The following is a 25,314-nucleotide window of genomic DNA, read 5'->3' as shown; positions in this document are numbered from 1 at the left end:
CGGGTGGGTGGCAGGGCGCGGATACTCACTTGCCCTGAGTAGGCATGGGACGGGTACCGAAGCGGTGGCGGTAGGCCAGGGGGGTGAGGCCGGTGGTGCGGCGTATCAGGGTGCGCAGGTTGGTGGCGGTGCCCAGGCCGGTGCGGCGGGCCACCACGTCGAAGCGTGACTCGCCGAGTTCGATCAGGCGGCAGGCCAGGGCGACGCGTTCGCCGGTGAGCCAGGCGAGCGGGGTCGTGCCGAGCTGGGCGCGGAAGCGGCGGTGCAGCGTCGCCGGGCTGACGGCGGCGCGGGCCGCGAGGTCGGGGACGGTGAGCGGGGAGTCCAGCCGTTCCTGGGCCCAGGCCAGGAGCGGGGCCAGGGATTCGTCCGGAAGGACGGGTACCGGTCGCTCCACGAACTGGCGCTGGCCGCCGTCGCGGTGGGCCGCGAAGACCAGCCGCCGGCTGACGGAGCCCGCGATCTGCGCGCCGTGGTCGCGGCGGACCAGGTGCAGCCCGAGGTCGAGGGCGGCCGCGCTGCCGGCGGCGGTGAGGATGTCGCCGTCGTCCACGAACAGCACGTCCGGTTCGAGTCGGACGGCGGGGAAGCGGGCCCGGAAGGAGTCGGCCCACTGCCAGTGCGCGGTGGCGCGGCGCCCGTCGAGGACGCCGGCCTCGGCGAGGGTGAAGGCGCCGCTGCAGAAGCCGACCAGGCGGGCGCCGCGCGCGTGGGCGCGCCGGACGGCTTCGAGGACGGCCGGGCGACGCGGCACGTCGGTGTCGGGGCGGTTGGGGACGATGAGGGTGTCCGCCGTGTCGGCCGCTTCCAGGCCGGCGACTCCCGTGAGCGTGAAGAACCCGTCGCGCATGACGGTTTGGGGCTCGGGCGAGCAGAGACGGAAGTCGTAGAGGTCGCGGCCGATCTCGGGTCGGCGCAGGCCGAAGACCTCGGTGGCGCAGCCCAGCTCGAAGGGGTTGGAGTTCTCGTCCACGATCACTACGACGCGGTGCACGGTGTTCTGGGCGGCGTTCGGCTGCGAGGATCGTTGCGGCATGTGCGATTCCTAGCACTCACGGCGGCGGCGCGCGAGGGCAAGGATGAGGTGCATGAGCAACGAACCCATCGCACTCGACACGGCCCTGGCCTCCTTCGACGCCCTGTGGAGCCCCCGCATCGTCACGCACGTCAACGACTACGACGTGCGCGTCGCCAAGGTCGCCGGCGAACACCTCTGGCACGCCCACGACGACACCGACGAGTTCTTCCTGGTGCTCGACGGCGAGCTGCACATCTCCCTGCGCGAAGCCGCCGGGGAACGCACCGTCGTACTCCCCCGGGGCTCCGTCTTCACCGTGCCGCGGGGTACGGAGCACAAGCCGTACGCCCCGACTGGCGCGGCGATCCTGCTGTTCGAGCCCACCGGCACGGCGACGGTGGGCGACCGGCATGAGGAGATCCCGGCCCATGTGGACGCTACGACGGGGCACGCGCTATAGCGTTCACCGCCAGTTCATTGCAATGGAGAAGGTGCGGATCGTTGCGTTTGAGGGGAGGGCGGTGCAACGAAATTGGGGCCGTGAGGTGCGGAGATAGGGATTCTGCGCAACATGGATGTTGCCTAGGATGTGAATGCAACGTAGCTTTTCGTTCATCGGAAAGCGGCGGGCCGACAGGGCGCGCGCCGCGAGATGAAGGAGCACACCGTGCAGAAGTTCGCCACCACCGCCCCGATCGCCGCCGTCCTCGACATCCCCGCCGGCCGGATCCGTCTCATCGCCGCCGACCGGGCCGACGCCACCGTCGAGGTCCTGCCCGCCGACGCCTCCAAGAACCGCGACGTCAAGGCGGCCCAGGAGGTCACCGTCGACTACACCGACGGCGTCCTGCGCGTCGAGGCCGCCGAGGCCAAGAACCGCATCCTGGGCCACCCCGGATCCGTCGAGGTCACCGTCCAGCTCCCCGCCGGGTCCGACGTCCGGGCCAAGGCCGCCGACGCCGAACTGCGCGGCGTCGGACGCCTCGGCGACGTCACCTTCGAGGCCGCCCGAGCCGCCGTCAAGCTCGACGAGACCGCGGGCGCCCACCTCACCCTCCAGGCCGGCGACATCACCCTCGGCCGCCTCGGCGGCCCCGCCGAGATCAGCACGCAGAAGGGCGACCTCCGCATCGACGAGGCCGTACGCGGCGCCGTCGTCCTGCGCACCGAATCCGGCGACATCACCATCGGCGCCGCCCGCGGCGTCTCCGCCACCCTCGACGCCGGCACCTCCTACGGCCGCATCCACAACGCACTCCGGAACGCCGAAGGCGCCGACGCCGGCCTCACCCTCCACGCCACCACCGCCTACGGCGACATCACCGCCCGCAGCAACTGACAGACCACCACCATCATCAGCATCGAAAACGGGGATGACGCATGAGCACCACTCAGGACTACCAGGCCGCGGAGCAGCTCCTCCACCGTCCTGCCCGCCCCGGCGCGCTCGTCGTCGGTGACAAGGTCAGGCCGCAGTGGATCGACGGCGGCGACCGCTTCTGGTACGCGGTGAGCGACGGGGTCGGCAAGCGGTTCGTGCTGGTCGACCCGGCGGCGGGGACCCGGGAGCCGGCCTTCGACCACGCGCGGCTCGCCGCCGCGCTGGCCGCGGCCTCCGGGCAGGAGGTCGACCCCGAGGGGCTTCCGTTCATGGGCATCGCCTGGGCGGAGGGCGCGGTCGAGTTCTTCGCGCTCGGCGCGTACTGGCGCTGCCGCCTGGACGACTACGTCTGCGAGCACGCCGAGTTCACACCTCCCGGCAGCCCGCTGGAGGTGGCGTCACCCGACGGGAAGGTCGCCGTGTCCCGGCGGGGGCACGACCTGTGGGCGCGCTCCCTGTCCGACGGCCGCGAGTGGGCACTGACCACCGACGGCGAGCCCGACTACGCGTACGGCCCCGGCCCGGCCTGCACGAGCAACGCCACGCTCCTGCGCAAGATAGGCCTGCCGTACCTGCCGCCGGCCGTGGCCTGGTCGCCCGACTCGACGAAGGTACTGGCGCACCGGACCGACGAGCGTCACGTCCGGCAGACGCACCTCCTGGAGGCCAGGCCCGCCGACGGCGGCGCGCCCGTCACCCACACCCAGCGGTACGCCTACGCCGGCGACGAGCACATGCCGCAAGCCGAGTTGGTCGTGTTGGACGTCGCCGCGGGCACGGTGGTCCGCGCGCAGGCCGAGCCGCTGCTCATGCCGCAGATGTCCCCGATCACGATCAAGTGGGCGTGGTGGGCGGAGGACGGCTCCGCCGTCTACTACCTCGCCCGGCCCCGTGACCTGCGTACGCTCACCCTGCACCGGCTGGACCCGGCAACCGGGGAGGTCACCGCGGTGGTCAGCGAGAGCGGCGCCACCCGTGTCGAGCCCAACCAGTGGGCGTACGAGGCGCCGATCGTGCGGGTGCTGGCCGAGGAGGTGCTGTGGTACTCGCAGCGGGACGGCTGGGGCCACCTGTACCGGTACGACCTGCGCACCGGCGCGCTGCTCGGGCAGGTCACGTCCGGTGAGTGGGCGGTGCGGCAGATCCTGCGCGTCGACGAGGCCGAGCGGGTCGTGTACTTCACCGCGTCCGGGCTGGTCGAGGAGGACCCGTACCGGCGCACCGTGTGCCGGGTGGGTCTGGACGGCTCCGGCTTCGCGAAGCTCACGGACGACGGGCTGGACCACGTCGTCACCCTGCCGACGGCCGGTCAGGAGTACTTCGTCGACTCCGCGTCCACCGTCGACACCCCGCCGGTGACCCGGGTGCGGGACTGGAGGGGCCGGGTGGTGGTCGAGCTGGAGCGCGCCGACATCACCAAGCTGACCGCCACCGGCTGGACGGCGCCGGAACGGTTCCGCGTCAAGGCGGCCGACGGCGTGACGGACCTCTACGGCGTGCTGTACCGGCCGCGCGGGTTCGACCCGGCCCGGCGCTACGCGGTGGTGGACAACGTCTACCCCGGCCCGCAGGTCAACCGGGTCGACCCCGGCTTCGACCCCGGCGGCATGGGCATGGACGCGGAACCCCTCGCGGCGCTGGGCTTCGTCGTGGTGGCGCTGGACGGACGAGGCACCCCGGGGCGGAGCAAGGCCTTCCACGACGCCTCGTACGGCCGGCTGGCGGACGCCGGCGGCCTGGCCGACCACGCCGCCGCCCTGCGGGAGCTGGCGCGGACCCGGCCGTGGATGGACCTGGACCGGGTGGGCGTGTTCGGCCACTCCGGCGGCGGGTACGCGGCGGCGCGGGCGATGCTGGACTTCCCCGAGCTGTTCAAGGCCGGCGTCGCCCTGTCGGGCTCGCACGACGCCCGTCACTTCAACCTGGGCTTCGTGGAGACCTACGACGGCGCGGACAACCCCGAGGCCTGGGCCCGTACCGCGAACGTGGACCTCGCCGATCGCCTGACCGGCAAACTGCTCCTCGTCCACGGCGAGATGGACGACCAGGTCCACCCGGACCACACGCTGCGCCTGGCCGACCGGCTCATCGCCGCCGACAAGGACTTCGAACTGCTGATCGTGCCGGGCGCGGAGCACACGTTCCTCGACTGCCTGGCCTACGTCCGCAAGCGCGGCTGGGACTTCCTCGTTCGCGAACTCATGGGCGTCGAGCCGCCGGCCTACCGCCCGGCTCCGATCGCCATCGGTCCGGAGCTGCTGGCCGAGATGTTCGCGTAGGCCTATCCGACCCTGATCCGCCGGACACCCCCTAGCGCTCCTGTCGGGAGCAGGTCCGGTCCTTCGTCGGGAGGGTGCCGGTGGCCAGGTAGTCGTTGACCGCGTCGTCCACGCACGTGTTGCCGTAGAGCCCGAAGAGGGCGTGCCGGTTGGCGTTCTCCAGGGTGACCAGCCGGGAGCTCGGCAGCAGGCCGCGCAGGGCGACGCTGCTCTTGTACGTGGTGCGGGGGTCGCCGGTGGCGGCGACGATGAGGGCCGGGACGTCACGCCGCACCTGGGTGGGCTCTTCGCGGGGCCGGTCCCAGAAGGCGCACGGGGTGATGTTGTTGCTCATCGCGCCGAACAGCGGGTGCGTGGTGCGGCTGCGCTCGATGTCGCGCCAGTACGGCTCGGGGTCGCGCGGGGCCGCCACGTCCCCGCAGATGACGGCGGACTGCACGCCCGTGGGGCCGCCCTCGCCGTGCAGCGCGTAGCGCAGCGCCGCGGCGAACTCCGGGGACAGCGCGGTCGGTGCGCCCTGCGCGGCCTTGGCCAGTACGGACATCTGCTCGCCGAAGGCCGCCCTCGCCGCGTCGGTGTCGTCCGCGATGCCGGAGAAGAGGAGCAGCGGTACCTGGCTTTCGTCGATCCGGAAGGTGTCGGCACCGGTGCCGATGGTCAGGGGGCTACGCGCGGACGCGGCGAGGATACGGTCGACGGTGGCGAGTACGTCGGCGCGGGTGCGGCCGAGGGCGTAGGCGTCGTGGCGCTGCGCCGCCCAGGCCGCCCAGTCGGAGAGCGCCTTCTCGTTCTCGCGCTCGGAGCCCTGGAGCAGTCGGGCGCGCCAGTCGCCCGGGGTGATGGCCCCGTCGAGCACGACGCGGTCGTGGCGGCCGGGGAACATCTGCGTGTAGACGGTGCCGAGGTAGGTGCCGTACGAGTAGCCGAGGTAGGAGATCTTCCGCTCGCCGAGCGCGGCGCGGATGACGTCCATGTCGCGTGCGGTGTTGCGGGTGCTGATGTGCGGGAGCACCGCGGCGTCGGTGGCCCGGCACTTGTCGGCGAGGCCCTTTTGAAGGGCGACCTGGCGGTCGAAGCCGGCGCGGCTGCTGCCGGCCGAGAGCCAGGTCATGCCGACGGGCCAGCCGCAGTCCAGGGGGGTGCTGCGGCCGACGAAGCGCGGGTCGAAGCCGATGATGTCGAAGCGGGCGCCGACGTCCTTCATCGCCGCGCGGGCCTCGGGCGGTGACTGGACGGCGGATCCGCCGGGGCCGCCGTTGTTGAGCAGGATCGCGCCGATGCGGTGGCGGGTGTCGGTGGCCTTGAGGCGGGATATCGCGACGGTGAGGGTGCGGCCGCGGGGGGCGGAGTAGTCCAGCGGAACGGTCACGTCCGCGCACTGCACGCCGGCCTTGTCCAGGTCGCGGCCCGTCGTGTCGTCGGGGCCCTTGACGCAGCTGCCCCAGCGGAGGCGTTGGTGGTGGTAGGGGGCGAGGCCGGTGGCGGTGGCGTCCTGGGTGGGGGCGGGGGGTCGGCCGGCCGCAGCCAGGGCGGGGGAGGAGGTGAGGCAGGCGGCGAGGGTGAGGGTGAGCGTCAGGGCGCGGCGGGCGGTGGGGGTGGCGCGGGTCATGGTGTCCTCCGGCGAACGGGCGTGGATGCGGACGTCTGCCGGGGGTTTCCGGCCGGTGTCCAGACCATCACCGCGAGGGCCGGCGGGCGTCGGGGCAACGGATGATCCGGACCCGGGCCTGGGGTCCTTGCCGGGGGCGTGACCGGGACCGTGGTCCCGGTTCGGGATCGGCCTCGGGTTCGGGAACTGCTGCTGCCGCGCTGTGGCTACCGCCTGGCAGGCCGGTGGCGGGGAGGCGTCAGTCGGTGAGCGTCACGCAGGGCAGGCCTACGCTCGCGCCGCCGCGGAAGCCCTCCGCGCACAGCCTGGTGCCGGGGGCGAAGCGGCGTTGGGGGTAGGCGTGGTCGCGGTAGGTGCGGAACTTGGCGACGTCCTCGACCTTGGTACGGGCGCTCCAGCCGTCGGTTGTCCACACGCGGGCGCTGATCCGGTGGGGCTGGTTGGTGTTGGTGACCGACACCTCCACCCTGCCGAGGTAGGTGCCCGTGTCGTAGGTCTCGATGCAGACGGAGTGGTTGCACCACTTGCCCGAAGCCGCCGCGGGCGGTCCGGCGGCGAAGACGATGGCGAGGGCCGCGGCCGCCGCACCGACGCCCGTGACGATGTCCCTGGATGCGCGCATGCCTTGATCAACGACGGCCTCGAACCCCTGTCACGCCGGCGAGGACGTCGACGTCGGCGCCGTGAGCTCCGTCGGATTGACTGGGCCGCATGCCAGAGCTGCGTACCGATCGTCTTCTGCTCCGCCGGTGGCGGGATCGCGACCTCGAACCGTGGGCGGCGATGAACGCCGATCCTCGGTCCGGGAACACCTCGGGGAGCTGTTGACGCGGGAGCAGAGCGATGCCGTGGTGGCCGACATGCGGGCCGCGTTCGACGCGCGGGGCTTCGGGTGGTGGGCGCTGGAGGCGCGGGAGAGCGGCGAGTTCATCGGCCGTGCCGGCTTGGACGAGGTGGGTGCGGACATGCCGTTCGCGGGGGTGGACGTCGGCTGGCGGCTGGCGCGTTCGGCATGGGGTCACGGTTACGCCACCGAGGCCGCGCGGGCCTGCCTGGCGTTCGGCTTCGGGACGCTCGGGCTGTCGGAGGTGGTGGCGTCGACGACCGTCGCCAACCTGCGTTCGCAGGCGGTGATGCGCCGGATCGGCATGACGCGCGACCCGGCCGCCGACTTCGAGGACCCGAGCGTGCCGGAAGGGCCGCTTCGCCGGTGCGTGCTGTACCGGATCAGGGCCGGGGAGGGGGGCGGCGCGTGACGGAGCGGCAGGCGACGGGGGTCTCTGATCAGCGGCGGGGGCGGCGTTGGGTGGGGTCGGTGCGGTAGAGGCGTTGTTCGGTGGGGGTGAGTTCCAGGGCGGCCGCGATGCCGGGGCGGGTGCCGACCTTGATCAGGTATTTGCCGCGGCCCGGGTGGTGGCAGGGGGGTTCCCGCGCGTCGTCGGCAAGGGTGGGGTCGATGTCCAGGCCGGTGGAGGTGGCCGAGGACCACGAGCCGATCATCATGCGTTCCTGTTCGGTCAGGGACCGCTTGCCGGTGACGCGGCCCAGTTCCTCTTCCGAGGAGGCACCGATGACCCAGGTGTCGCAGCGGTCCATCAGGCCGCGGGCCTTGGCCCGGTCGGTTTCGGTGGGCAGCGCCTCGACGTCGAGGAGCGAGTGGGTGACGTAGAGGGTGACGTCATCGGTGGTGCGGTTGAGGCGGGAGATGGCGTCCATGGCGTCGACCAGGCCGGGGCCGGAGCGCAGGGCGCGCCACATCTCGTCCATGGGCAGGACGAGTTTGCGGTCCATGAGGCCGATGGAGCGGGCGGAGTCGATGGAGCTGTAGGTGTACGCCCAGGTGGCGATCATCCCGGCGGAGACCACGTCGTTGCCGCGCGCCCGGAGCGCGGAGATGTCGACGGAGACGGCGGGCGCGTTGATGTCGAGGGGCGTGGTGGTGGGCCCGTCGAACAGGCCCTTGAGCGGGCCGCCGATGAGGTTGTCGAGACCGGCGATGACCGATCGGGTCAGGTCCTGGTAGCGCTCGCCGTCGGCGGCCAGCTTCGCGCGGAGTTCTTCGGGGGCGGCACGCAGGACCCGTACGACGTCGGCGACGACCGGGTCGCTGCCGGAGGGTTGGGCGGCGGAGGCGAGCTGGACGGCGGTGTCGAGGGCGCTGCGTTCGATCTCGTCGGCGGGCCGGCCCAGGCCGTGTTTGGTGGACAGGAGCGCGACGAGGGTCTCCAGGCGGCGGCCGTTGAGGACGTCGAGGAGGGCGTGGCGGCGGGCGGGCGGCAGGGTGTCGGCGCGGCCTTTGAGGGGGCCGGAGTCGAGGGGGTTGATGCGGCCGATGCCGTCGCCGATGCGGACGACGGAGCCGCCGAGTTCGCCGATCAGGGTGCTGTACTCGCCCTTGACGTCACCGGGGACGCACACCATGTGCCCGTAGGCGGAGTAGACGAGGCAGATCCGTTTGACCAGGGCCGACTTGCCGGCGCCGGGCTGCGACATGACCCACACGCCCGGGTTGGTGGTCAGCTTGCCGGTCCAGCCGGACGGGTCGACGCAGACGAGTTCTCCGGTGAGGACGTCCCGGCCGACCGGGACGCCGCGCGGGGGGAGGCCCGCGCCGAGGAGGAAGGGGTAGAGGCCGCCGGCCTGGGTGGTGGGGCCGGTGTGGACGGTGCCGGCGTCCTCGACGGAGGCGCGACCGCCGAAGCGGCCGCCCCAGCCGAGGCGGGGGGCGAAGCGGCCCTGGAGGATGCGTCGGGCCCGTCGGGCGTCGCGGTCCCGGTCGGTTTCGGTGGAGCGGGTGATGCGGCGGGGGGTGCGCAGGGCGACGGGTTTGGGGGTGCGGGGCATGGTCGTCGTCGTCAGTCCTTCACGAGGGGGTTGTAGCCCACGGGGATGCCGGCGGCGAAGACGGCGGCCTGGGCGCCGTAGGCGGGGCGCATGCGGATGCCCCGCATGGCTTTCACGGCGCGTTCGAGTTCCTGGCGTGCGGCGGGCAGGTCGGTGGTGGTGCGGGCGGTGACGGTGACCAGGAGCGTCCAGTCGACGACCTGCGCCCCGCCGGCCATCTGGGCGGCGGCCTGCTCGGCCCGCTCCGTGTCGGCCCGTTGCGTCCACTTCGCGCGGCCCTTGACCTCGGCGGTGGTCTGGGCGCGTTGGTGCGCGTTGCTGATCTCCCGTTCGAGGACCGCTTCGCCCTCGTGCGGGTCGAGGACGCGGTAGGCGAGGGTGATGCGGCGTTGGAAGCGGCCGGGGGCGAGGAGGGGGAGGAGCACGCTGTACGCGAGGGGGCGGCGGGGCATTTCGCGTAGCACCCAAGAGGCGGAGACGGCACCGTCGTGGGCGTACTCCTCCCAGCCGTCGTCGGCGGCCTGCGGTCCGCACTCGCCCCAGGAGAGGTCCGCGAAGTCGGCGTCGCGGGCGTTGAAGACGGCCGGGTCGTAGGCGCTGCGCACGAGGCGGCGCAGATCGACGTCGGTCGCGCGGCGCTCGATGTCGGTGCCGGTGCCGGACAGGTCGAGGGAGTCGACGACCTTGAGGGCCTCGGCGACCTGTTCGGCGAGGTCGGTGGGCGGGTTGGCGGAGGCGTTCGGGTCGACGGTGACGGACATCCACGGCGCCACGGAGGCGGTCGCGTGCGGGGTGGTGCGGACCAGCTCGCCGATGATGCGCCGGGCGAGGTGCGGTGCGTCGGGGTCCTGACGGGCCTTCACGTCGTCGCCGAGGGCCTCACCGGCTCCGGGGGTGATCTGGATGGTCACGGAAGCGCCCTTGACCTGCTCGTCCGTGCTCATGGCGTCCAGGACGGACGCCCACGTGCGCAGGCTGCCCCGGACGGCGGCGGTGGGGGCCATGAGGCTGCCGCCGGGGGCGAGGAGGGTGCTGATCGTCATGCGGCCGGTCGCGCGGTCGTGGACGACGCCGACCTTCTTGCCGGTCGTCGGGTCGTGCGCCTTGATGAGGGTGGACGAGGCGCCGACGCCGGGCAGGTCGAGGGCGTAGGGGTGCGGCAGGAGGAGGCGCCGGTAGGCGGTGACGTCGCAGCGGGCGGCGCGGCGCCAGGAGAACTTCGCCCAGTAGTAGGCGAGGGCGGGCATGCCGTGGCGGCGGGCGGCGGCGAGCGCGAAGACGAGGGTGGTGGCGGGGAGGGTGAGGAGGAGGGTGGCCGGGGCGCGGGTGGCGATCAGGCCGTCCACGGTGAGGACCGCGGCCGCGGTGATCGTCGCGCTTTTGGAGAGCCCGCCGAGGCCGAAGGAGCGGCGGGCGCGGAAGCCGTCGACCATGAGGGCGCTGGGCACTTCGTGTGCGGTCACTGGTGGGGGTGCCGTTCTGGCGGGTGTGGCGGGACGTGTCGTTTGTGGTCGAGGCCGTCCATGACCTCGATGCCGACGGGTGCGGGGGGTTGGGCGGGGATGCGGGCGGGGTCGTGGCGGGCGGCGTGGGTGGGGGCGTCGGTGGAGCCGCGGTCGCCGTGATGGGCCTGGTTGCCCATGCTCTGTGCGACGTACTGGGCGTGCTGCACGGCGGTGGAGGGGGCCGCGCCGGTGGCGTCCGGGACGCCCTTGGGCCGGGCGAAGTACCCGGCGGCTGCGCCCAGGGCTCCGCCGGCGCCGCCGGTCGCCATGCCGTCGCCGACGGCGGCCCCGAACGGAGCGAAGATCTTCATGAGGGGGCCGGGGGCGAGGATCGCGAGGATGAGGGTGGCGCAGCCGCGGAGCCATTCGGTGAGGGTCTGGGAGTGGCCGAACTCGCTGAAGCCGATGCAGAACAGGAGGGCGAGGAGGGGTTTGTAGGCGACGACGGCGAGGCCGGTCGTGATCAGATTCGGCAGCCACTTGCGGGTGGACGCGCCCCCGGCGCGGCCGGCGCTCGCGAGGGGGAGCAGCAGGCAGATGATGGGGATCGCGCTCTGCCGCAGGAACACGAGGACCAGCTGTACGAGGCCGGCGAGCAGGATCACGAGGAGCAGGCCGAGTACCAGGATGGGGTTCAGGACCCCGGCGGGGACCATCGTCTTCAGGACCCGGTCGAAGAGGTCGCCGCCTCGGAACGTGGCGCCGACGAGGCCGGTGGTGAGGGCGTCCGAGGCGGTCAGCAGGAGCCCGAACAGGCCGACGCCGCAGGCGGACACGACGAGGTTCTCCACCCAGCCGAGGAGTGCGCGGCCGGCGTGCCGGGCCTGTCCGGTGAGGGCGGCGCGGGCGAACTGCCACATGACGCCGGCTGCGGCGATGAGCAGTCCGAGCCAGGTGAGCATGCCGGCGAGGGTGGCGTCCCGACCGAAGAGGCCGGTGGCCTTGAGGTCGAGGGAGGGGCCGAACAGGGAGAGGGTCAGGACTTTGTGGAGCATCCAGCGGGTCGCGTCCTGGGCGGACTCGATGATGTCGCCGAGGAGGGAGTTTTTTAGGTTGGTCCATTCGCCGTCGAGCGTTCGACCTGTCCGGTAGCACAGGTCCTTGTGAGTAGCGAGCACGCTGGGGAGCGCACTGGGAATCACGGCGGCGCCAATTTTGCAGACGACCTTGACGCCCCCGCTGATGCCGTCATCCTCAGCTGCGACCGCATGCCGAGGTGCGGATACCAACGCTCCGAGCGCGAGGGCCAGGACCAGGACCAGCAGGATCCCGGCAAACCGCCGCCTCATGAGGCCGACCTGATGGCCGTCCAGCCAGCCTCGTTGAACGCCGCATCGCCCGGGGCGACCAAAGCAGGGCCGGCTTTGCCGGCGGTGTCTTTCTGGGCTTGGATCGTGACCTCCCCGGACAGCCTCCAGTCGCCGTCCTGCCACTGCAAGCCCAACAGGGTGCCGGTGAAGGAGCTCTCTTCCTTCTCCAGCTCTCCGGCCTTCTGGACCACGCTGGTCAGCAGCCACAGACTGACGGCATCGTTCGACTCCCTGATGATCTTGTAGCCGAGCACGTGATTGCGTAGGTAGGCACCGGGCGGCAGCGATTCCCCTGCCTTCACACCCACCTGTTGGGCAATGGTCGCGTCGACCTCGACGGCCGTCTGCTTGATCTTCTCAACGGCCTCGGGCGCACGGTCCCGCACGGCGAGATACGAGTGGTAGAGGCGCAGCTGTTCGTCAACAGTCGACCTGTCACCCTCGACGTTGACGGAGTTGGCAGCCATCGCCATCGCCACCGCGCCCTCCGTCGTGTGGGGGAAGCCGACCTCGCTGCCCAGTTCGTCCTTGCGCCAGCCGCGCGGTAGGGCCGTCCAGCGGGTCGGTTCGGTCCAGTCGGGGGGTTGGGTGTACGTGGGGGCCGGGTCGGGGGCGGTGGGGGTGGGCGGGGCGGGGGCGTCGTCGAGTACCGCGCACCCCGTGAAGGCGAGGAGGGCGACGAGCACAGCGCACGCCGCCCAGGTGGTCCGTAACATCGTCCGCTCCGCTCCTAGCCGCTGATGCCGTTGAGGATGCTGATCAGGGAGCCGGCCAGGAGGATCGCGGCGACTCCGCCGCCCATCCACTTGAACGCCTCCGCCCCTCCCCCGCCTCGGCTCTTGTCGGCGACCGCGAGCTTGTAGACGCCGAAGCCGGTTCCGCCGACGCCGGAGAGGACCAGGAGCCACAGCCCGTAGCCGAAGATCTCGCTGACGGTTTCGTCCAGGTTCGGGATCGCGGTGGGCTTCGCGCCCGGGATCAGGTCCGCCGCGAGCGTGAAGAGGTCCGTGCTCATCGCTTGTTTCCTTCCATCGCGAGCCGCAGCCGCTCGGCGGCGGTCCGTACGTCCTTGTGTTCCAGGGCCTCGGCCGGCCCCCTCACGGCGCGCAGGACCGGCAGGTACGGCACCCTCGCCACCCCGGCCAGGCGTCCCTCCAGGGCTCGTACGAGGTACCGCGCGTCCGCCGGCGGGCGGGCGGGGGCGTCGGCGAGCAGCACCAGCCAGGGTTTGGGCAGGGAGCCCCAGCGGAGCAGGAGTTCCTCGACGCGCGTCGCGCCGTAGACGGTCGTGTCCGCGACGATGACGGGCTGGGCGCCGTACGGGAGGGGCTCCGCGGGGGCGAGCGGGCGGGCCCGCGACCCGCCCGAGTCGGCGTCGAGCATCCGGGCGACGGTCGCCACGGCGATGCCGTGGCCGTGCACGGGGATCAGCGCATAGCGGAGCGGTGCCTCCGGGTGCGTATGCATGCGCCCGACTCCCCCACGTTCCTCAACTCCCCCTGGTCGGCCGCATGCCGCCCGCACGCCGTCCGCATGCCGTCCGTCACGCATTTGGCTCATGCGGTGACGAAGAGTAGCGTGCCGGGCGGTCGGCGCGGACGCCCGCGTCACCCCATCGGGGAGGGGGGCAGCGCGTTGAAGGGGCTCGTCGGGGCCGCGGTCGTGGTGGTGGGGGGATTGGTGCTGCCCGTGGTGGTGTTGGTGGGGATCGCGCTGATGGACTCCGACGCGAAGGCCGCCGGTGCGACGGCCGCGGGAGGGGGCGGCGGCGGGCTGCGGAACGTCCCCGCCGCGTTCCGGTCCTGGATCGTCGCGGCCGACGCGGCGTGTGGGGAGCCGGAGCTGACGCCGGCTCTGCTGGCGTCGCAGTTGTGGCACGAGTCGCGGTTCGAGACGAGTCGGGCGCGGGCCACGTCCCGCGTGGGGGCGCAGGGGCCCGCGCAGTTCATGCCGGGTACGTGGAGCACCTGGGGGCGGGACGCCGACGGCAACGGGCGGGCTTCGCCGTGGGACGTCGGCGACGCCGTCACCGCGCAGGGGCGGATGATGTGTTCGCTGCTCGGGCAGGCCAAGTCGAGCGGCTACGGGGGCGATCCGCGCGCCTTGGCGTTGGCCGGGTACAACGCCGGGTGGGGGCGGGTGGAGCAGTTCGGCGGGGTGCCGCCGCGGTCGTTCGCGGGTGGGGAGACGTACGACTACGTACGGGCGATCCTCGCCGGCACGGCCCGCTTCCAGGGGCCGGGGCCGCTGCGGATCGCGGGCTCCGGGGCGGGCGCGGACGCGTTGCGGCGGGCGGGGGCGTGGCGGGGTACGCCGTACTCCTGGGGCGGTGGCTCGCCGGCGGGCCCGTCGACGGGGTTCTGCGACGGGGTCAACGGCTACGCGGGCGGTGCCTGTTCGGCGCGGTCGACGGTCGGCTTCGACTGCTCCAGCCTGGTGCAGTACGCGTACTGGCCGAGCCGGCGGTTGCCGCGCGTGGCGGCGGCGCAGTACGAGGCCACGTCCGACCGGCCGGTCTCGCGCGCCGTTCTGCGGCCGGGGGACCTGCTGTTCTGGTCGCGGGGCGGGGCCGGCGGCATCTACCACGTCGCCCTGTACGCGGGCGAGGGCGCCGTCCTGCACGCCCCGCGCACGGGCCGCGAGATCGACGTCGAGCCCCTGACCTCGGCGATGCCCCAGGGTGACTACTTCGCGGCCACGCGGCCGTGACGGATTCCCGCGGCCCGCAGCCGAGGCGCGGACCCCCGACGCGATGGCGTCGCGCCATGGACACTTCTGCGGGCTTACCGCGAGCCGGCGAGGGCGGGGAGAAGCCGGGCTGGTTCCTGACCGCGGGGCTCTTCGGGGTGCTGGCCGGCCTGCTTCGCTTCGTTGACATCTGGTCCTGGTGGGCGGCGCTCTGGGGACCGTTGTTCGTGCTTGCCGCCGCGTCCGGCGCGCACGAGTGGCGGTTGACGGCGCGCGTGCGGTGGCGGGTGGGTTTCGCGGCCTGGGTCCTGCTGGTCGTCGCACACCTCGGCCTGGTCAGGTCGCTCGCGGCCGTGGGTGGACTCTTGCCCTTCTAGGTTCACAATGTGACCTGCGTCACATTCCGTCACGGTGGTCGGGGGTGCGGTGTCTTGAGGTCGAACCCCTTCGGAGGGGGTCGAAGCGGAGGAGAGACACCATGGGTGAGAAGACTGCCGTTGTCGTCATCGGTGGCGGGTACGCCGGGGTGATGGCGGCCAATCGCCTGACGTCGCGCGACGACGTGGCCGTGACGCTGATCAACCCGCGCCCGAACTTCGTCCACCGGATCCGCCTCCACCAGCTGGTGGCCGGGACCGACGAGGCGGTCGTCGAGTACCGGGACGTCCTGGCCGAGGGCGTGCGGCTGGTGGTCGACACCGTGACGCGGATCGACGCGGCCGGGCGCGGGGTGGAGCTGGGGTCGGGCGGCGGGCTCGGCTACGACTACCTGATCTACGCGGTCGGCAGTGGCAGCGCCGACCCGGGCGTGCCGGGGGCGGCCGAGTTCGCGTACCCGATCGGTGACCTGGAGGAGGCGCAGCGGCTGCGGCCGGTGCTGGACGCCGCGCCCGCGACGGCCGCGGTGACGGTCGTGGGAGCCGGTCCGACGGGGATCGAGGCCGCCGCCGAGCTGGCGGAGGCGGGTCGGCGGGTGACCCTGGTCTGCGGCGGGGTGCTCGGCCCGTACCTGCACGCGCGGGGTCGGCGTTCGGTCGCCGGGCGGCTCGCCGAACTGGGGGTGACGGTGCTCCAGGGCCCGGATACGAAGGTGGCGGCGGTGACGCGCGATGCCGTGCGGCTCGCCGACGGTCGCGAGCTGCCGAGCGCGGTGACCATCTGGACGGCCGGGTTCGGGGTTCCGGATCTGGCCGCGCGCAGTGGGTTGCGTACCGACGCCCTGGGGCGCCTGCTCACGGACGAGACGTTGACGAGCCTGGACGACGTGCGCATCGTCGCGGCCGGGGATTCGGCGGCGCCGTCGGGCCTGCCGCTGCGGATGAGCTGCCAGGCCGCGATGCCGCTGGGCGCGCGGGCGGCCGACACGGTGATCAGCCGGATGACGGGTGAGCTGCCCGGGGCGCTCAAGCAGGCGTTCGCCGGCCAGTGCATCAGCCTGGGCCGACGTAAGGGCATCTTCCAGTTCGCCCGCAACGACGTCGCCGTGTGGTTCCACATCGACGGTCGCCCGGGGGCGAAGCTCAAGGAGCTCGTGTGCGCGGGCGTCCTCAAGCACCTGGCCGGTGAGGCCGGCAAGCCCGGTTCGTACAGCCTGCACCGCGTCTCGGGCGGGGCGGGGCGCGGAAAGTTGCTGGAGGCCCGCAGCGGCGAGGAGCGGGGGGCCGCCGAGCGGGTGGCGTAGCCGTTCGAGCACAATGAGGATCCAAATGAAGATCCACAAGAAGAAGGGGCCTTGTCGTGGATGCGGACGAGCACGCCGGCGCTGACCCGGCGACCGAGGCGTTCGTCGCCCATCGCAACCTCCTCTTCACCGTCGCCTACGAGATGCTCGGATCGGCGGCCGACGCCGAGGACGTCCTCCAGGAGACCTGGCTGCGCTGGGTCAAGGTCGACCTGGCGCAGGTGAACGACCAACGCGCCTACCTGGTGCGGATCACCACCCGGCAGTCGCTCAACCGGCTGCGGACGATGAAGCGCCGCAAGGAGGCGTACGTCGGCCCCTGGCTGCCCGAGCCGTTGCTCACCACGCCGGACGTGGCCGAGGACGTCGAGCTCGCCGAGAGCGTGTCGATGGCGATGATGCTGGTCCTGGAGACGCTGTCGCCGACCGAGCGCGCCGTCTTCGTGCTGCGCGAGGCGTTCGACGTCGGCTACGAGGACATCGCGGCCGCCGTCGACAAGACCCCGGCGGCCTGTCGGCAGATCGCGCTGCGCGCCCGCAGGCACGTCGATGCCCGCCGCCCCCGTCAGGTCGTCCCGCCGAGCGTGACCTCGGCGGCGCTGGAGTCGTTCCGGCGCGCGATCGAGACGGGGGATCCGCAAGGTCTCCTGGACGTCCTCGCCCCTGAGGTCGTCTACATGGGCGACGGCGGCGGCATCAAGCAGGCCGCGCTGCGGCCGATCGTCGGCGCCGACAAGGTGACGCGCTTCATGATCGGCGGCATCGGCAAGCGCCGGCAGCAGATCGCCCTCGCCCCGACGGTGATCAACGGCGGCCCGGCGCTCCTGGTGTACCTGGACGGGGAGGTCGACGGGATCTTGGCCGTCCGCGTGGAGGACGCGAAGGAAGCGGAGGACACCCGCCTGGAGGCCACCCGGCTCGGGGACACCCGGCCGGCGGATGCCCGCATCACCGGCCTGTACTACGTCCGCAACCCCGAGAAGCTGGGCCGCGTCGCGTCGCAGACCTCCCTGACCCTGCGCTGAGGCGCGGGGGCGCCCGCTCACCCGAGATGTGCGTGGGGTGGGTGGGGTTCATGATGGACGGCAGGGCGGCGCTCGCGCGCGGGTGCGCGGCGGGGGCGGGCGGGCCGTGCCGGTCGGGAGGCCGAGCGTGCGTCTGGACGAGTCGCAGAGGGCGTGGGCCACGATCATCGGCGTGCTCACGGTGATCTTCACGTGCCTGGCCGCCATCGTCTTGATGAACGCCGTCGGACGGTGACGTGGGCGCGCGGTGACGGTCCGATGTCGGTCCATGTCGGTCCGATGATCGAATCAGTCGTTCGATACGAACTCGAAGGCGCCGCCTCTTCGTTACTTTCGCCCATACGAACCTGCCACCGGTGAGAGGGAGACTTTCCGCCACACGCTGCTGCGGCCCGGCGACGCCGAGGCCATGAACAGGGGGACAGTACGATGAGCGGTCAGTTGTACGACGAGATCGGCGAGGCGTTCGAGGGCTTCAAGACCCTCCCTCTCGCACGCTACGGCGAGGTGCCCGGGTTCCTGGGCCTCGTCGGGGACGTACAGGGCAGGTCGATCCTCGACCTCGCCTGCGGAACCGGCTTCTACAGCCGGGAGTTCAAGCGCCGGGGCGCCTCGCACGTCCTGGGCGTCGACATCTCCGGCGAGATGATCGCCGCCGCGCGGGCCATCGAGGAGAAGGATCCGCTGGGCATCGACTACGAGATCGGGGACATCGCCGAGCTGCGCGCCTTCGACGAGCCCTTCGACCTCGCGATCGCGGTGCAGGCGTTCAACTACGCCGACAGCGTCGCGACCATCGAGCGGATGTGTCGCCACATCCACCGCAGCCTCGCGGAGGGGGCGGAGTTCTTCCTCTTCGGGCAGAGCCCCGGCTTCCGGTTCGACGGTCCGTCGCTGGCGAAGTACGGCTTCACGTGCGAGCCGGACGGCGCGGAGACCGAGATCGGGCCGCGCGTACGGGTCACGGCCCTGCTCGACCCGCCGATCGCCTTCGCCGCCAACCCGCCGAGCCGCGAGGTCTACGAGAACTCGCTGCGGGCGGCCGGCTTCACCGACCTGACCTGGGTCCCGCTGACCATCTCCGACGCCGGCGTGCGCGAGTACGGCGAGGAGTTCTGGGCCGACTTCGCCGGCAACCCGCCGCTGGAGATGCTGCGCTGCCGCGCCTGACCACGGGATACGGGAAAGGCCCCGGTCTCCGTGGGGAGGCCGGGGCCTTTCGGTCGAGCGCTGGGCAGGCCTTGCACCTGCATCCCCCCACAGGAAGTGGGGTGTCTTTCCTTGGACCACCAACGCCGGGCCCGCTGCCGTGGTTCGCGGCGGCGAGCTCAAGATCGACTATAGCACGGGTGGATTCCGCTTACGAATGCCGGCGTGGGGCGCGCGGGTGGGGCATGTGACCGTGACTCCTCCCCTTCATGAATGAGGGGGCTTCTCGCTATGCCGGTTGGGCTTCGCGACGGACCAGCCCGGCCCGTATGACGTTCAGGGCGCCCACGACGTCGGCGTGCGCGGTGTGGCCGCACGAGACGCAGTGGAACTTCTCCTGGGTGGGCCGGTTCTCCGCTGAGACGTGCCCGCATTCGGGGCAGGTCCGGTTCAGCCCGGCCTTGGCGGCGGCCCCGTTGGGCAGGAAGTGGCCCGGCTGGTCGGGGCCCGGCTTCGGAGCAGGGGCCTTGCTCATGCTGCGGATCCCGAGGTCTTCGTGCGCGATCACATCGTGCCCGCGGACCAGGTCAAGAGCGGTCTTGTGGGCGTGGTCGAGACGCTGACGGCGGACCTTGCGGTGCAGGGTGGCAACCCTGGCGACGGCCTTGCGGCGGCGCTTCGACCCGCGCTTGCACCGGCTGAGCGCCTGCTGTGCCGCTTCGAACTTCGCGGCGGCCCTGGCCCCGTGGCGGGGATTGGCGACATGCTCACCGTTGGACGTGGTGAGGAAGGAGACGATGCCCATGTCGATGCCGACCACGGACCCGGTCGCGGGCAGCCGCTCGGGCTCGGTCTGCTCGGCGGTCAGCACCACGTACCCGCGCTTGCCCTCACGCTTGACCGACACGGTCTTGACCCGCCCGACCACCGGCCGGTGCCGGTGCACCTTGACGTGGCCCACGCCCTGGAAACGGACGCGGGTGACGGAGTCGTGCGGGGTGGAGTCCCAGCGGCAGCCGTCACCGTCCTTGGGAATGACGACCGTGTCGAACCGGCCCACCCCACGAAAACGGGGGTATCCCGGCTTGTCGCCGGCCTTGATCCGGCGGAAGAACGCGGCGAACGCCTTGTCCAGACGGCGAAGCGTCGCCTGCTGAGAGGAGAACGACCAGCGCCCCTGCCGCTCCTGGTCGAACGCCCGGATCTCCTTGAGCTGCGCGGACTGCTGCCCGTACCGGACCGTCGTCCTGGAGACATGCCGGTAGGCGTCCCGACGCTCCTGCAACGCGCCGTTGTAGAGGGAACAGTGATCACGCAGCATCTCGCCCAGCGCGATCGCCCGGCCGACCGTGGGCCGCATCAGAACCTGTACGCACGGATCAACGCGGCCCACCCCCTCCGGTTTTCCCAGGTCACGGCTGACCCGATCACCCTACGGACCGCCACTGACAACGCAGCGGACTCCGCCGCTGCGCGGATCCGGGGCAAGGATGCATTCCCTCCCCGCCCAAAGGCGGGGATAGCCTGCAAGATGAGGGATGGCCCTCGGTATAGCCGCACTTCACGGGGGGAACCGCCATGCGCGCCCGCACCACCACCGCCGCGACCGGACTGTGCGCCGCGCTCGCGGCGCTGTTCGTCCTGGCCGGCTGCACGACCGGGGCGCCGGGTTCGGCTCCGGGTTCGACTCCGGCCCCCTCGGCGCCCGCGTCGGCGTCCGGGTCGGGGTCGGCGCCCGCGGGCGGCGGGTTCGACGGGCCCCGGCCGCAGGACCAGAACCTGCTGGCCTGGACCGGCGACCCGAACGACGCCGGGCACGTGACGGCCCAGTCGGCCGCCGGGGTCGGCGGACGGGTCACCCTGGTACGGATCGTCCTGCGCGAGCCGATCACCTGGTCGAACATCTGGCTGGGCCTGGCCGGCATCGACCCGGCGGCGCAGCTGTCGAACTGCCACCTCGGCGTGTACGACGAACGCGGCACGCTGGTGGCCTCCACCGCGGACATCTCCCCGCAGCTGATGACCGACCCGATCGCGAAGCCGTTCCCGCTGGCCAAGCCGTTCACCGCCGCTCCCGGTACGTACTTCATCGCCCTGCTGCTGAACGGGAACTGGGCCACCAACGCCCTGACCCTGAAGTCCACCGGCGCCGGCATCTCCGTCAACGCCGGCCTGGCCCCGCCGAAGCTGCGCTACAGCACCGTCCTGACGGGCCAGACCTCGCTGCCGGCCACGGTGAACCTCGCCGAGCAGTCCACGAGCACGATCAACACCGGCTGGGCCAGCCAGTGGTACGGGATCTCGTGACGAGGTCGGAGTAGGCGGTGGGGGCCGGGAGGCCGGCGCCCCGGTCGTAGGCCTCCTTGAAGGCGGTCGGGCCCAGGGCGGTGTGGGCCGCGGTGGTGATGCGGTCCACGTCGGCGCGTTCGGCCGGGGGGAGGGGGGCGCCGGCGGAGCGGCGGGCGGCGTCGGCGGCGCCGAGGAGGGCGGCCGCGGTGGTGTGGCGGCCGGCCAGGGCGTGGGCGCCGGAGAGGCCTTCGAGGGCCAGGGCGAGGGCGCGCGGGTCTCCGGTGGTACGGGCCATGGCGAGGCCTTCCTCCTGGAGGGCGAGGGCGGCTTCGGCGTCGCCGCGCAGTTCGGCGGCGTAGCCGAGTTCGGCCAGGACCAGGGCGTTGGCGCCGTCGAGGCCGACGGAGCGGTGCCAGTCGAGGACGCGGCGCATGTGGGCCTCGGCCTCGTCGAGGTCGCCGGCGCGGCGGGCGCCGAGACCGAGGCCGAGGACGGCGTTGATCTCCCCGGCCTGGAAGCCCTGTTCGGCGGCGAGCCGGCGGGAGCGTTCGTGCAGGTCCCGGGCGGCGTCGAGGTCGCCGGTCAGCAGGGCGCCGCGGCCGAGGCCCGACAGGAGGTCGGCGGCCTGGGTGGTCAGGCCGAGGTGCTCGGCGCTGTCGAGGCCCTCGCGGCGCAGCCGGGTGGCCTCGGGGTAGTCGCCGTGGATCTCCGCGAGCATGGCGAGGGGGTACACGGACCAGAGGCGGGCGGCGCCGTCGCCGAGTTCGGCGAAGAGGGCGGCGCTGCGGGTGCCGTCGCGGGCGGCGCCGTCGAGGTCGCCGGCCAGGAGGCGTTGGGCGGAGCGGTCGGCGAGGGCGGCGGCGGTGCCCCAGTCGTCGCGGGCGGCGGCGAAGCCTTCGAGGGAGCGTTCGGTGAGGTCGCGGCCGGAGGTGAGGTCGCCGGTGCCGCACAGGGCGTGGCCCAGGAACCAGCGGGCGTGGGCGAGGTCGTGTGCGGTACCGATCCGCTGGTCCTCGTAGGGGCGCAGGGAGCGGCGGATGCGGTCGGCGCGGTCGGCGCCCTCGCCGGCCATGATGGCGAAGCCGGTACGCAGGACCTCGACGCGGGCGCGCAGGGCGGGTGTGGCCTCGCCGGGGGCGGCGAGGGCCGCCTCCAGGAAGCGGCGTCCTTCGCCGAGCCGGCCGCGCAGGACCCAGTACCAGGACAGGGCCCGGACCAGGCGCAGGGCGGCGTCGGCGGGACCGTCCTGGGCGGTGCCGGCCTTAACGGCGTTAACGCCGTCAACGCGATTGACGCCGTTAAGGGCGTTGGCGCCGGCCGGGGTTGCGGAGCCGGGACCGTTGACGGCGTTGACGCCGTTAACGCCGTCAACGGTCCCCGCTCCGTCGACGCCGCCCGCCAGGGTCAGCGCGTGCGCCAGGGCGGCGCGGAGGTTGGCGGCCTCGGTGTCGAGGCGCTCCAGCCAGTCGCGCTGCCCGGCGGCGAGCAGGGCGGGGGCGGCCCGCTCGGCGAGGGCCAGGTGGTGGGCGAGGTGGCGGGCGCGCACGGGCCGCTCCTCGCCGGCTTCGGTGAGGCGTTCGGCGCAGTACGCGGCCACGGACTCCAGCAGCCGGTAGCGGGGGCCGGCCGGGGTGGGCGTGAGGGCCAGCAGGGAGCGGTCGACCAGGCGGGCGAGCAGGTCGAGCACGTCGGCGGGGTCGATGTCCTCGCCCGCGCACACCTCCTCGGCGGCCTCCAGGGTGCAGCCCTCGGCGTGGACGGCGAGGCGGCGCAGCACGGCCCGTTCGGGGGCGCCGAGCAGCTCCCAGCTCCAGTCGATGACGGCGCGCAGGGTCTGCTGGCGGGCGGGGGCGCCCCGACGGCCGGAGCTGAGGAGGCGGAAGCGGTCGTCGAGGCGGTCGAGGACGCCGCGCACGCCGAGGGCGCGGACGCGGGTCGCGGCGAGTTCGAGGGCGAGGGGGATGCCGTCGAGGCGGGCGCAGATGGCCTCGACGCTCTCGCGGTTGTCGGCCTGGAGGGCGAAGCCGGGCGCGGTGGCGGCGGCGCGGGCGGTGAAGAGTTCGACGGCCGCCTGGAGTTCGAGGGTGGGGACCGTCCACAGGGTCTCGCCGGCCAGGGCGAGGGCTTCCTGGCTGGTCGTCAGGATGCGCAGGCCGGGCGCGGTGCGCAGGAGCAGTTCGGCGAGTTCGGCGACCTCGTCCACGAGGTGCTCGCAGTTGTCGAGTACGAGGAGCAGCTCGCGGTCGCGCAGGGTGGCGGCCAGGCGTTGCCCGGCCGTCAGGCGCCGCTGTTCGGCGGGGACGAGGCCCCAGACGGCGTCGTCGCGGATGCCCAGCGCCCCGGCGACGGCCTCGGCGACCTCTGTGGTACGGGACCCGGGAGGCGCCACGCCGGTGGGGGCGGCCCGGCCGGGCGGGGCGGCCTCGTCGGCCTCCGGGCGGCGGGCGGGGTTGGCGCCGACGCCGGCGAGTTCCACGAGCCAGATGCCGTCGCGGAAGGCGTCCGGGTCGAGGCCGGCGGCCGTCTCGATGGCGAGGCGGGTCTTGCCGACGCCGCCGGGGCCGGTGAGGGTGACCAGGCGCCGGCCGGCGACGAGTTCGCGGACGGCCGCCACGGCCTGGTCGCGGCCCAGCAGTGGGGAGAGGGCGGCGGGGAGGTTGGTGCGGGGCGCGGCGGGGGTCGGGGATACGGGGACGGTCCGGGGCGCGGGCACGGAGGGGGTCGCGTCCGGGCGCGGGGCGGCGAGTTCGGGGTCCTGCGTGAGGATGGCCCGCTGGAGGGCGGTCAGGGCGGGGCTGGGGTCGAGGCCGAGGTCCTCGGCGAGGCGGGCGCGCAGGTCCTCGTAGCCGGCCAGGGCCTCGCTCTGGCGGCCCGCGCGGTAAAGGGCGCGCAGGTGGGCGGCGCGCAGCCGTTCGCGCAGGGGGTGGCGGGCGACGAGTTCGGCGAGTTCCCCGACGAGCTGCGCGTGTTCGCCGAGTGCGAGGCGGGCCTCGGCGTGTTCCTCGCGTACGACGAGCCGTTCCTCCTCCAGGCGGTTGGCGGCGGCGCGGGTGAAGGGGTCTTCCTCGAAGTCGGCGAAGGCGGGGCCGCGCCAGACGGCGAGGGCGTCGGCGAACAGGGAGGCGCGTACGGCCGGCTCGGCGGCGGCGCGGGCGCGGGCGGCGAGGGCGGTGAAGGCGGCGCTGTCGAGGGCGCCGTCGGGGGCGCGCAGGACGTAGCCGGGGGCCTGGGACTCCACGAGGTCGCGGGCGCCGGGTTCGGCTTCGTCCAGGGCGCGGCGCAGTTGGGAGACCTTCGCCTGGAGGGCGCGGGTGGGGTTGCCGGGGGGTTCCTCGCCCCACAGGTCGTCGATGAGGCGGTGGGTGGCGACGGGGCGGCCGGCGTCGACCAGGAGGGAGGCGAGGAGGGTCCGCACCTTCAGTTCGGGAACCCTGACGGGCGTTCCCTCGCTCGTCCACACGGCCAGCTGTCCCAGCACCCCGAATCGCATGCGGTCACCGTAACCCGGGGTCCGAACAGGGCCGTAACAGAACCCGAGCCGGATCCGAGCCGCCCGCTCGCACTCTGAATCACGTCGGGGCCGCAAGGGAGGCGACCGGCGAGGACGAAGCGACGTAGAGAACGAGAAGCAAGAGGGAGCCCCGCCATGGGAAAGCTTGACGGCAAGACGGCACTGGTGACCGGTTCGAGCCGCGGTATCGGCCGCGCCATCGCCCTGGCGCTGGCCGCCGAGGGCGCCCGGGTCGCCGTGCACTACGCCGGGAACGAGGCGGCGGCGAAGGAAACGGTCAACACGATCGAGGCGGCGGGCGGGCAGGCGTTCGCCATCCGCGCCGAACTCGGGGTGCCGGGCGACGCGGACGCGCTGTGGGCGGCCTTCGACGAGCACGCCGAGGGCCTGGACATCCTGGTCAACAACGCCGGCATCGCGGGCCCCGGTCTGATCCACGAGGTGTCGGAGGCCGATTACGACAAGGTCTTCGCGATCAACGCCAAGGCCCCCTTCTTCATCATCCAGAAGGGTCTGGACCGGCTGCGCGACGGTGGCCGCATCATCAACATCTCGTCCGGTGTCACGAAGGTCGCCTTCCCGGGGATGACCTCCTACGCGGCGAGCAAGGGCGCGGTCGAGGTGCTGACCCTGACGCTGGCCCAGACGCTGGGTTCGCGTCAGATCACCGTCAACGCGGTGTCGCCCGGCACGATCGAGACCGACATCCACCCGTGGATGGCCGACCCGGCCGCCAAGGCGCACGCCGCCGGCTTCTCGGTCTTCAACCGGGTCGGGCAGCCGGACGACGTGGCCGATGTGGTGGCCTTCCTGGCCACCGACGACGCCCGCTGGGTGACCGGCCAGAACATCGACGTCTCCGGCGGCTCCGGGATGGGCGTCTGACGCCCCCCTGATCCGGTCGGGCCCCGGTACCGGCGGGGCCCGACCCGGGTGTCCGGTCACCGCGAACCCCCGCGCCGGTGACCGGACATCCCCTCCGCACACCACCCCGAAGCCCGCACTCGCGTTCGCCCCTGTCTGGA

20 protein-coding genes and 2 pseudogenes are annotated in these 25,314 nt (G+C 73.0%); 11 read left to right on the top strand and 11 right to left on the bottom strand.

Features of this window, described 5'->3' with window-relative positions; translation table 11 throughout:
- Positions 1–25: 25 nt before the first annotated feature.
- Positions 26–1,036 (bottom strand): GlxA family transcriptional regulator, encoded by a 1,011-nt coding sequence (locus M4D82_RS33685; RefSeq protein ID WP_249772739.1) that lies wholly within the window; start codon positions 1,034–1,036, stop codon positions 26–28.
- 52 nt (positions 1,037–1,088) lie between these two features.
- Between M4D82_RS33685 and M4D82_RS33680 the strand changes: the two genes are divergently transcribed.
- The 3 genes from M4D82_RS33680 (at position 1,089) to M4D82_RS33670 (ending at position 4,678) form a co-directional block, all read left to right on the top strand.
- Entirely contained in the window at positions 1,089–1,478 is a 390-nt protein-coding gene (locus tag M4D82_RS33680) for a cupin domain-containing protein (protein ID WP_249772737.1), read from the top strand.
- Between the two features lie 207 nt (positions 1,479–1,685).
- The gene (locus M4D82_RS33675) at positions 1,686–2,357 is read left to right on the top strand and encodes a DUF4097 family beta strand repeat-containing protein (RefSeq protein WP_249772735.1); all 672 of its coding nucleotides are present in this window, start codon (positions 1,686–1,688) and stop codon (positions 2,355–2,357) included.
- Positions 2,358–2,398: 41 nt separating this feature from the next.
- Positions 2,399–4,678: a S9 family peptidase gene (locus M4D82_RS33670; protein ID WP_249772733.1), complete on the top strand. Its 2,280-nt coding sequence runs from the start codon at positions 2,399–2,401 to the stop codon at positions 4,676–4,678.
- Positions 4,679–4,709: 31 nt separating this feature from the next.
- Here the strand turns inward: M4D82_RS33670 and M4D82_RS33665 are convergent, their stop codons facing one another.
- Both M4D82_RS33665 and M4D82_RS33660 read right to left on the bottom strand, forming a co-directional pair.
- Positions 4,710–6,287: an alpha/beta hydrolase gene (locus M4D82_RS33665; protein ID WP_249772731.1), complete on the bottom strand. Its 1,578-nt coding sequence runs from the start codon at positions 6,285–6,287 to the stop codon at positions 4,710–4,712.
- A gap of 238 nt (positions 6,288–6,525) precedes the next feature.
- The gene (locus M4D82_RS33660; protein WP_249772729.1) at positions 6,526–6,909 is read right to left on the bottom strand and encodes a hypothetical protein; all 384 of its coding nucleotides are present in this window, start codon (positions 6,907–6,909) and stop codon (positions 6,526–6,528) included.
- 89 nt (positions 6,910–6,998) lie between these two features.
- Between M4D82_RS33660 and M4D82_RS33655 the strand changes: the two are divergent.
- A pseudogene (locus M4D82_RS33655) lies at positions 6,999–7,543 on the top strand (GNAT family N-acetyltransferase).
- Positions 7,544–7,571: 28 nt separating this feature from the next.
- On the opposite strand, the gene M4D82_RS33650 reads toward M4D82_RS33655, so the two are convergent.
- From M4D82_RS33650 to M4D82_RS33625, 6 genes are all read right to left on the bottom strand, one after another.
- Positions 7,572–9,131 carry a putative type IV secretion/conjugal transfer ATPase gene (locus M4D82_RS33650; protein ID WP_249772727.1) on the bottom strand — a complete coding sequence of 520 codons (1,560 nt, stop codon included), beginning with the start codon at positions 9,129–9,131 and terminating at the stop codon, positions 7,572–7,574.
- Between the two features lie 11 nt (positions 9,132–9,142).
- Positions 9,143–10,594 carry an SCO6880 family protein gene (locus M4D82_RS33645; protein WP_249772725.1) on the bottom strand — a complete coding sequence of 484 codons (1,452 nt, stop codon included), beginning with the start codon at positions 10,592–10,594 and terminating at the stop codon, positions 9,143–9,145.
- Positions 10,591–11,754 carry a hypothetical protein gene (locus M4D82_RS33640; RefSeq protein WP_249772723.1) on the bottom strand — a complete coding sequence of 388 codons (1,164 nt, stop codon included), beginning with the start codon at positions 11,752–11,754 and terminating at the stop codon, positions 10,591–10,593. The genes M4D82_RS33645 and M4D82_RS33640 overlap by 4 nt, the downstream gene beginning before the upstream one ends.
- A 167-nt stretch (positions 11,755–11,921) precedes the next feature.
- Positions 11,922–12,662: a hypothetical protein gene (locus M4D82_RS33635; RefSeq protein WP_249772722.1), complete on the bottom strand. Its 741-nt coding sequence runs from the start codon at positions 12,660–12,662 to the stop codon at positions 11,922–11,924.
- Positions 12,663–12,676: 14 nt separating this feature from the next.
- Positions 12,677–12,961 (bottom strand): hypothetical protein, encoded by a 285-nt coding sequence (locus M4D82_RS33630; protein WP_249772720.1) that lies wholly within the window; start codon positions 12,959–12,961, stop codon positions 12,677–12,679.
- Complete coding sequence (locus M4D82_RS33625) at positions 12,958–13,413, bottom strand: hypothetical protein (RefSeq protein ID WP_249772718.1); 456 nt, start codon at positions 13,411–13,413, stop codon at positions 12,958–12,960. The genes M4D82_RS33630 and M4D82_RS33625 overlap by 4 nt, the downstream gene beginning before the upstream one ends.
- Positions 13,414–13,509: 96 nt before the next feature.
- Here M4D82_RS33625 and M4D82_RS34210 point away from each other — a divergent pair, with 96 nt between their 5' ends.
- From M4D82_RS34210 to M4D82_RS33595, 5 genes are all read left to right on the top strand, one after another.
- Entirely contained in the window at positions 13,510–14,655 is a 1,146-nt protein-coding gene (locus tag M4D82_RS34210) for a C40 family peptidase (RefSeq protein WP_283844564.1), read from the top strand.
- Between the two features lie 56 nt (positions 14,656–14,711).
- Positions 14,712–15,011: a hypothetical protein gene (locus M4D82_RS33610; RefSeq protein ID WP_249772716.1), complete on the top strand. Its 300-nt coding sequence runs from the start codon at positions 14,712–14,714 to the stop codon at positions 15,009–15,011.
- Between the two features lie 101 nt (positions 15,012–15,112).
- Positions 15,113–16,315, top strand: coding sequence for an NAD(P)/FAD-dependent oxidoreductase (locus M4D82_RS33605; RefSeq protein ID WP_249772714.1), 1,203 nt, complete (start codon positions 15,113–15,115; stop codon positions 16,313–16,315).
- 56 nt (positions 16,316–16,371) lie between these two features.
- Complete coding sequence (locus tag M4D82_RS33600) at positions 16,372–17,340, top strand: RNA polymerase sigma-70 factor (protein WP_249772712.1); 969 nt, start codon at positions 16,372–16,374, stop codon at positions 17,338–17,340.
- A gap of 429 nt (positions 17,341–17,769) precedes the next feature.
- Entirely contained in the window at positions 17,770–18,510 is a 741-nt protein-coding gene (locus M4D82_RS33595; RefSeq protein ID WP_249772710.1) for a class I SAM-dependent methyltransferase, read from the top strand.
- A 268-nt stretch (positions 18,511–18,778) separates the two neighbouring features.
- Here M4D82_RS33595 and M4D82_RS33590 read toward each other — a convergent pair.
- Positions 18,779–19,872 (bottom strand): annotated as a pseudogene (locus M4D82_RS33590) (RNA-guided endonuclease InsQ/TnpB family protein).
- Between the two features lie 195 nt (positions 19,873–20,067).
- Here M4D82_RS33590 and M4D82_RS33585 point away from each other — a divergent pair.
- On the top strand, positions 20,068–20,796 hold the full coding sequence (locus tag M4D82_RS33585) for a hypothetical protein (RefSeq protein ID WP_249772708.1): 729 nt from the start codon (positions 20,068–20,070) through the stop codon (positions 20,794–20,796).
- Here M4D82_RS33585 and M4D82_RS33580 read toward each other — a convergent pair.
- Positions 20,756–24,268 carry an AfsR/SARP family transcriptional regulator gene (locus M4D82_RS33580; RefSeq protein WP_249772706.1) on the bottom strand — a complete coding sequence of 1,171 codons (3,513 nt, stop codon included), beginning with the start codon at positions 24,266–24,268 and terminating at the stop codon, positions 20,756–20,758. The two genes, M4D82_RS33585 and M4D82_RS33580, sit on opposite strands and share 41 nt — an antisense overlap.
- A 156-nt stretch (positions 24,269–24,424) precedes the next feature.
- On the opposite strand from M4D82_RS33580, the gene M4D82_RS33575 reads away from it, so the two are divergent.
- Positions 24,425–25,174, top strand: coding sequence for an SDR family oxidoreductase (locus tag M4D82_RS33575; protein ID WP_249772704.1), 750 nt, complete (start codon positions 24,425–24,427; stop codon positions 25,172–25,174).
- Positions 25,175–25,314 lie beyond the last annotated feature (140 nt).

The organism is Streptomyces sp. RerS4 (assembly GCF_023515955.1).
Taxonomy (GTDB): Bacteria; Actinomycetota; Actinomycetes; order Streptomycetales; family Streptomycetaceae; genus Streptomyces.
Note: the sequence above shows the minus strand (reverse complement) of the source record. Positions and strands in the feature narration are given on the sequence as shown.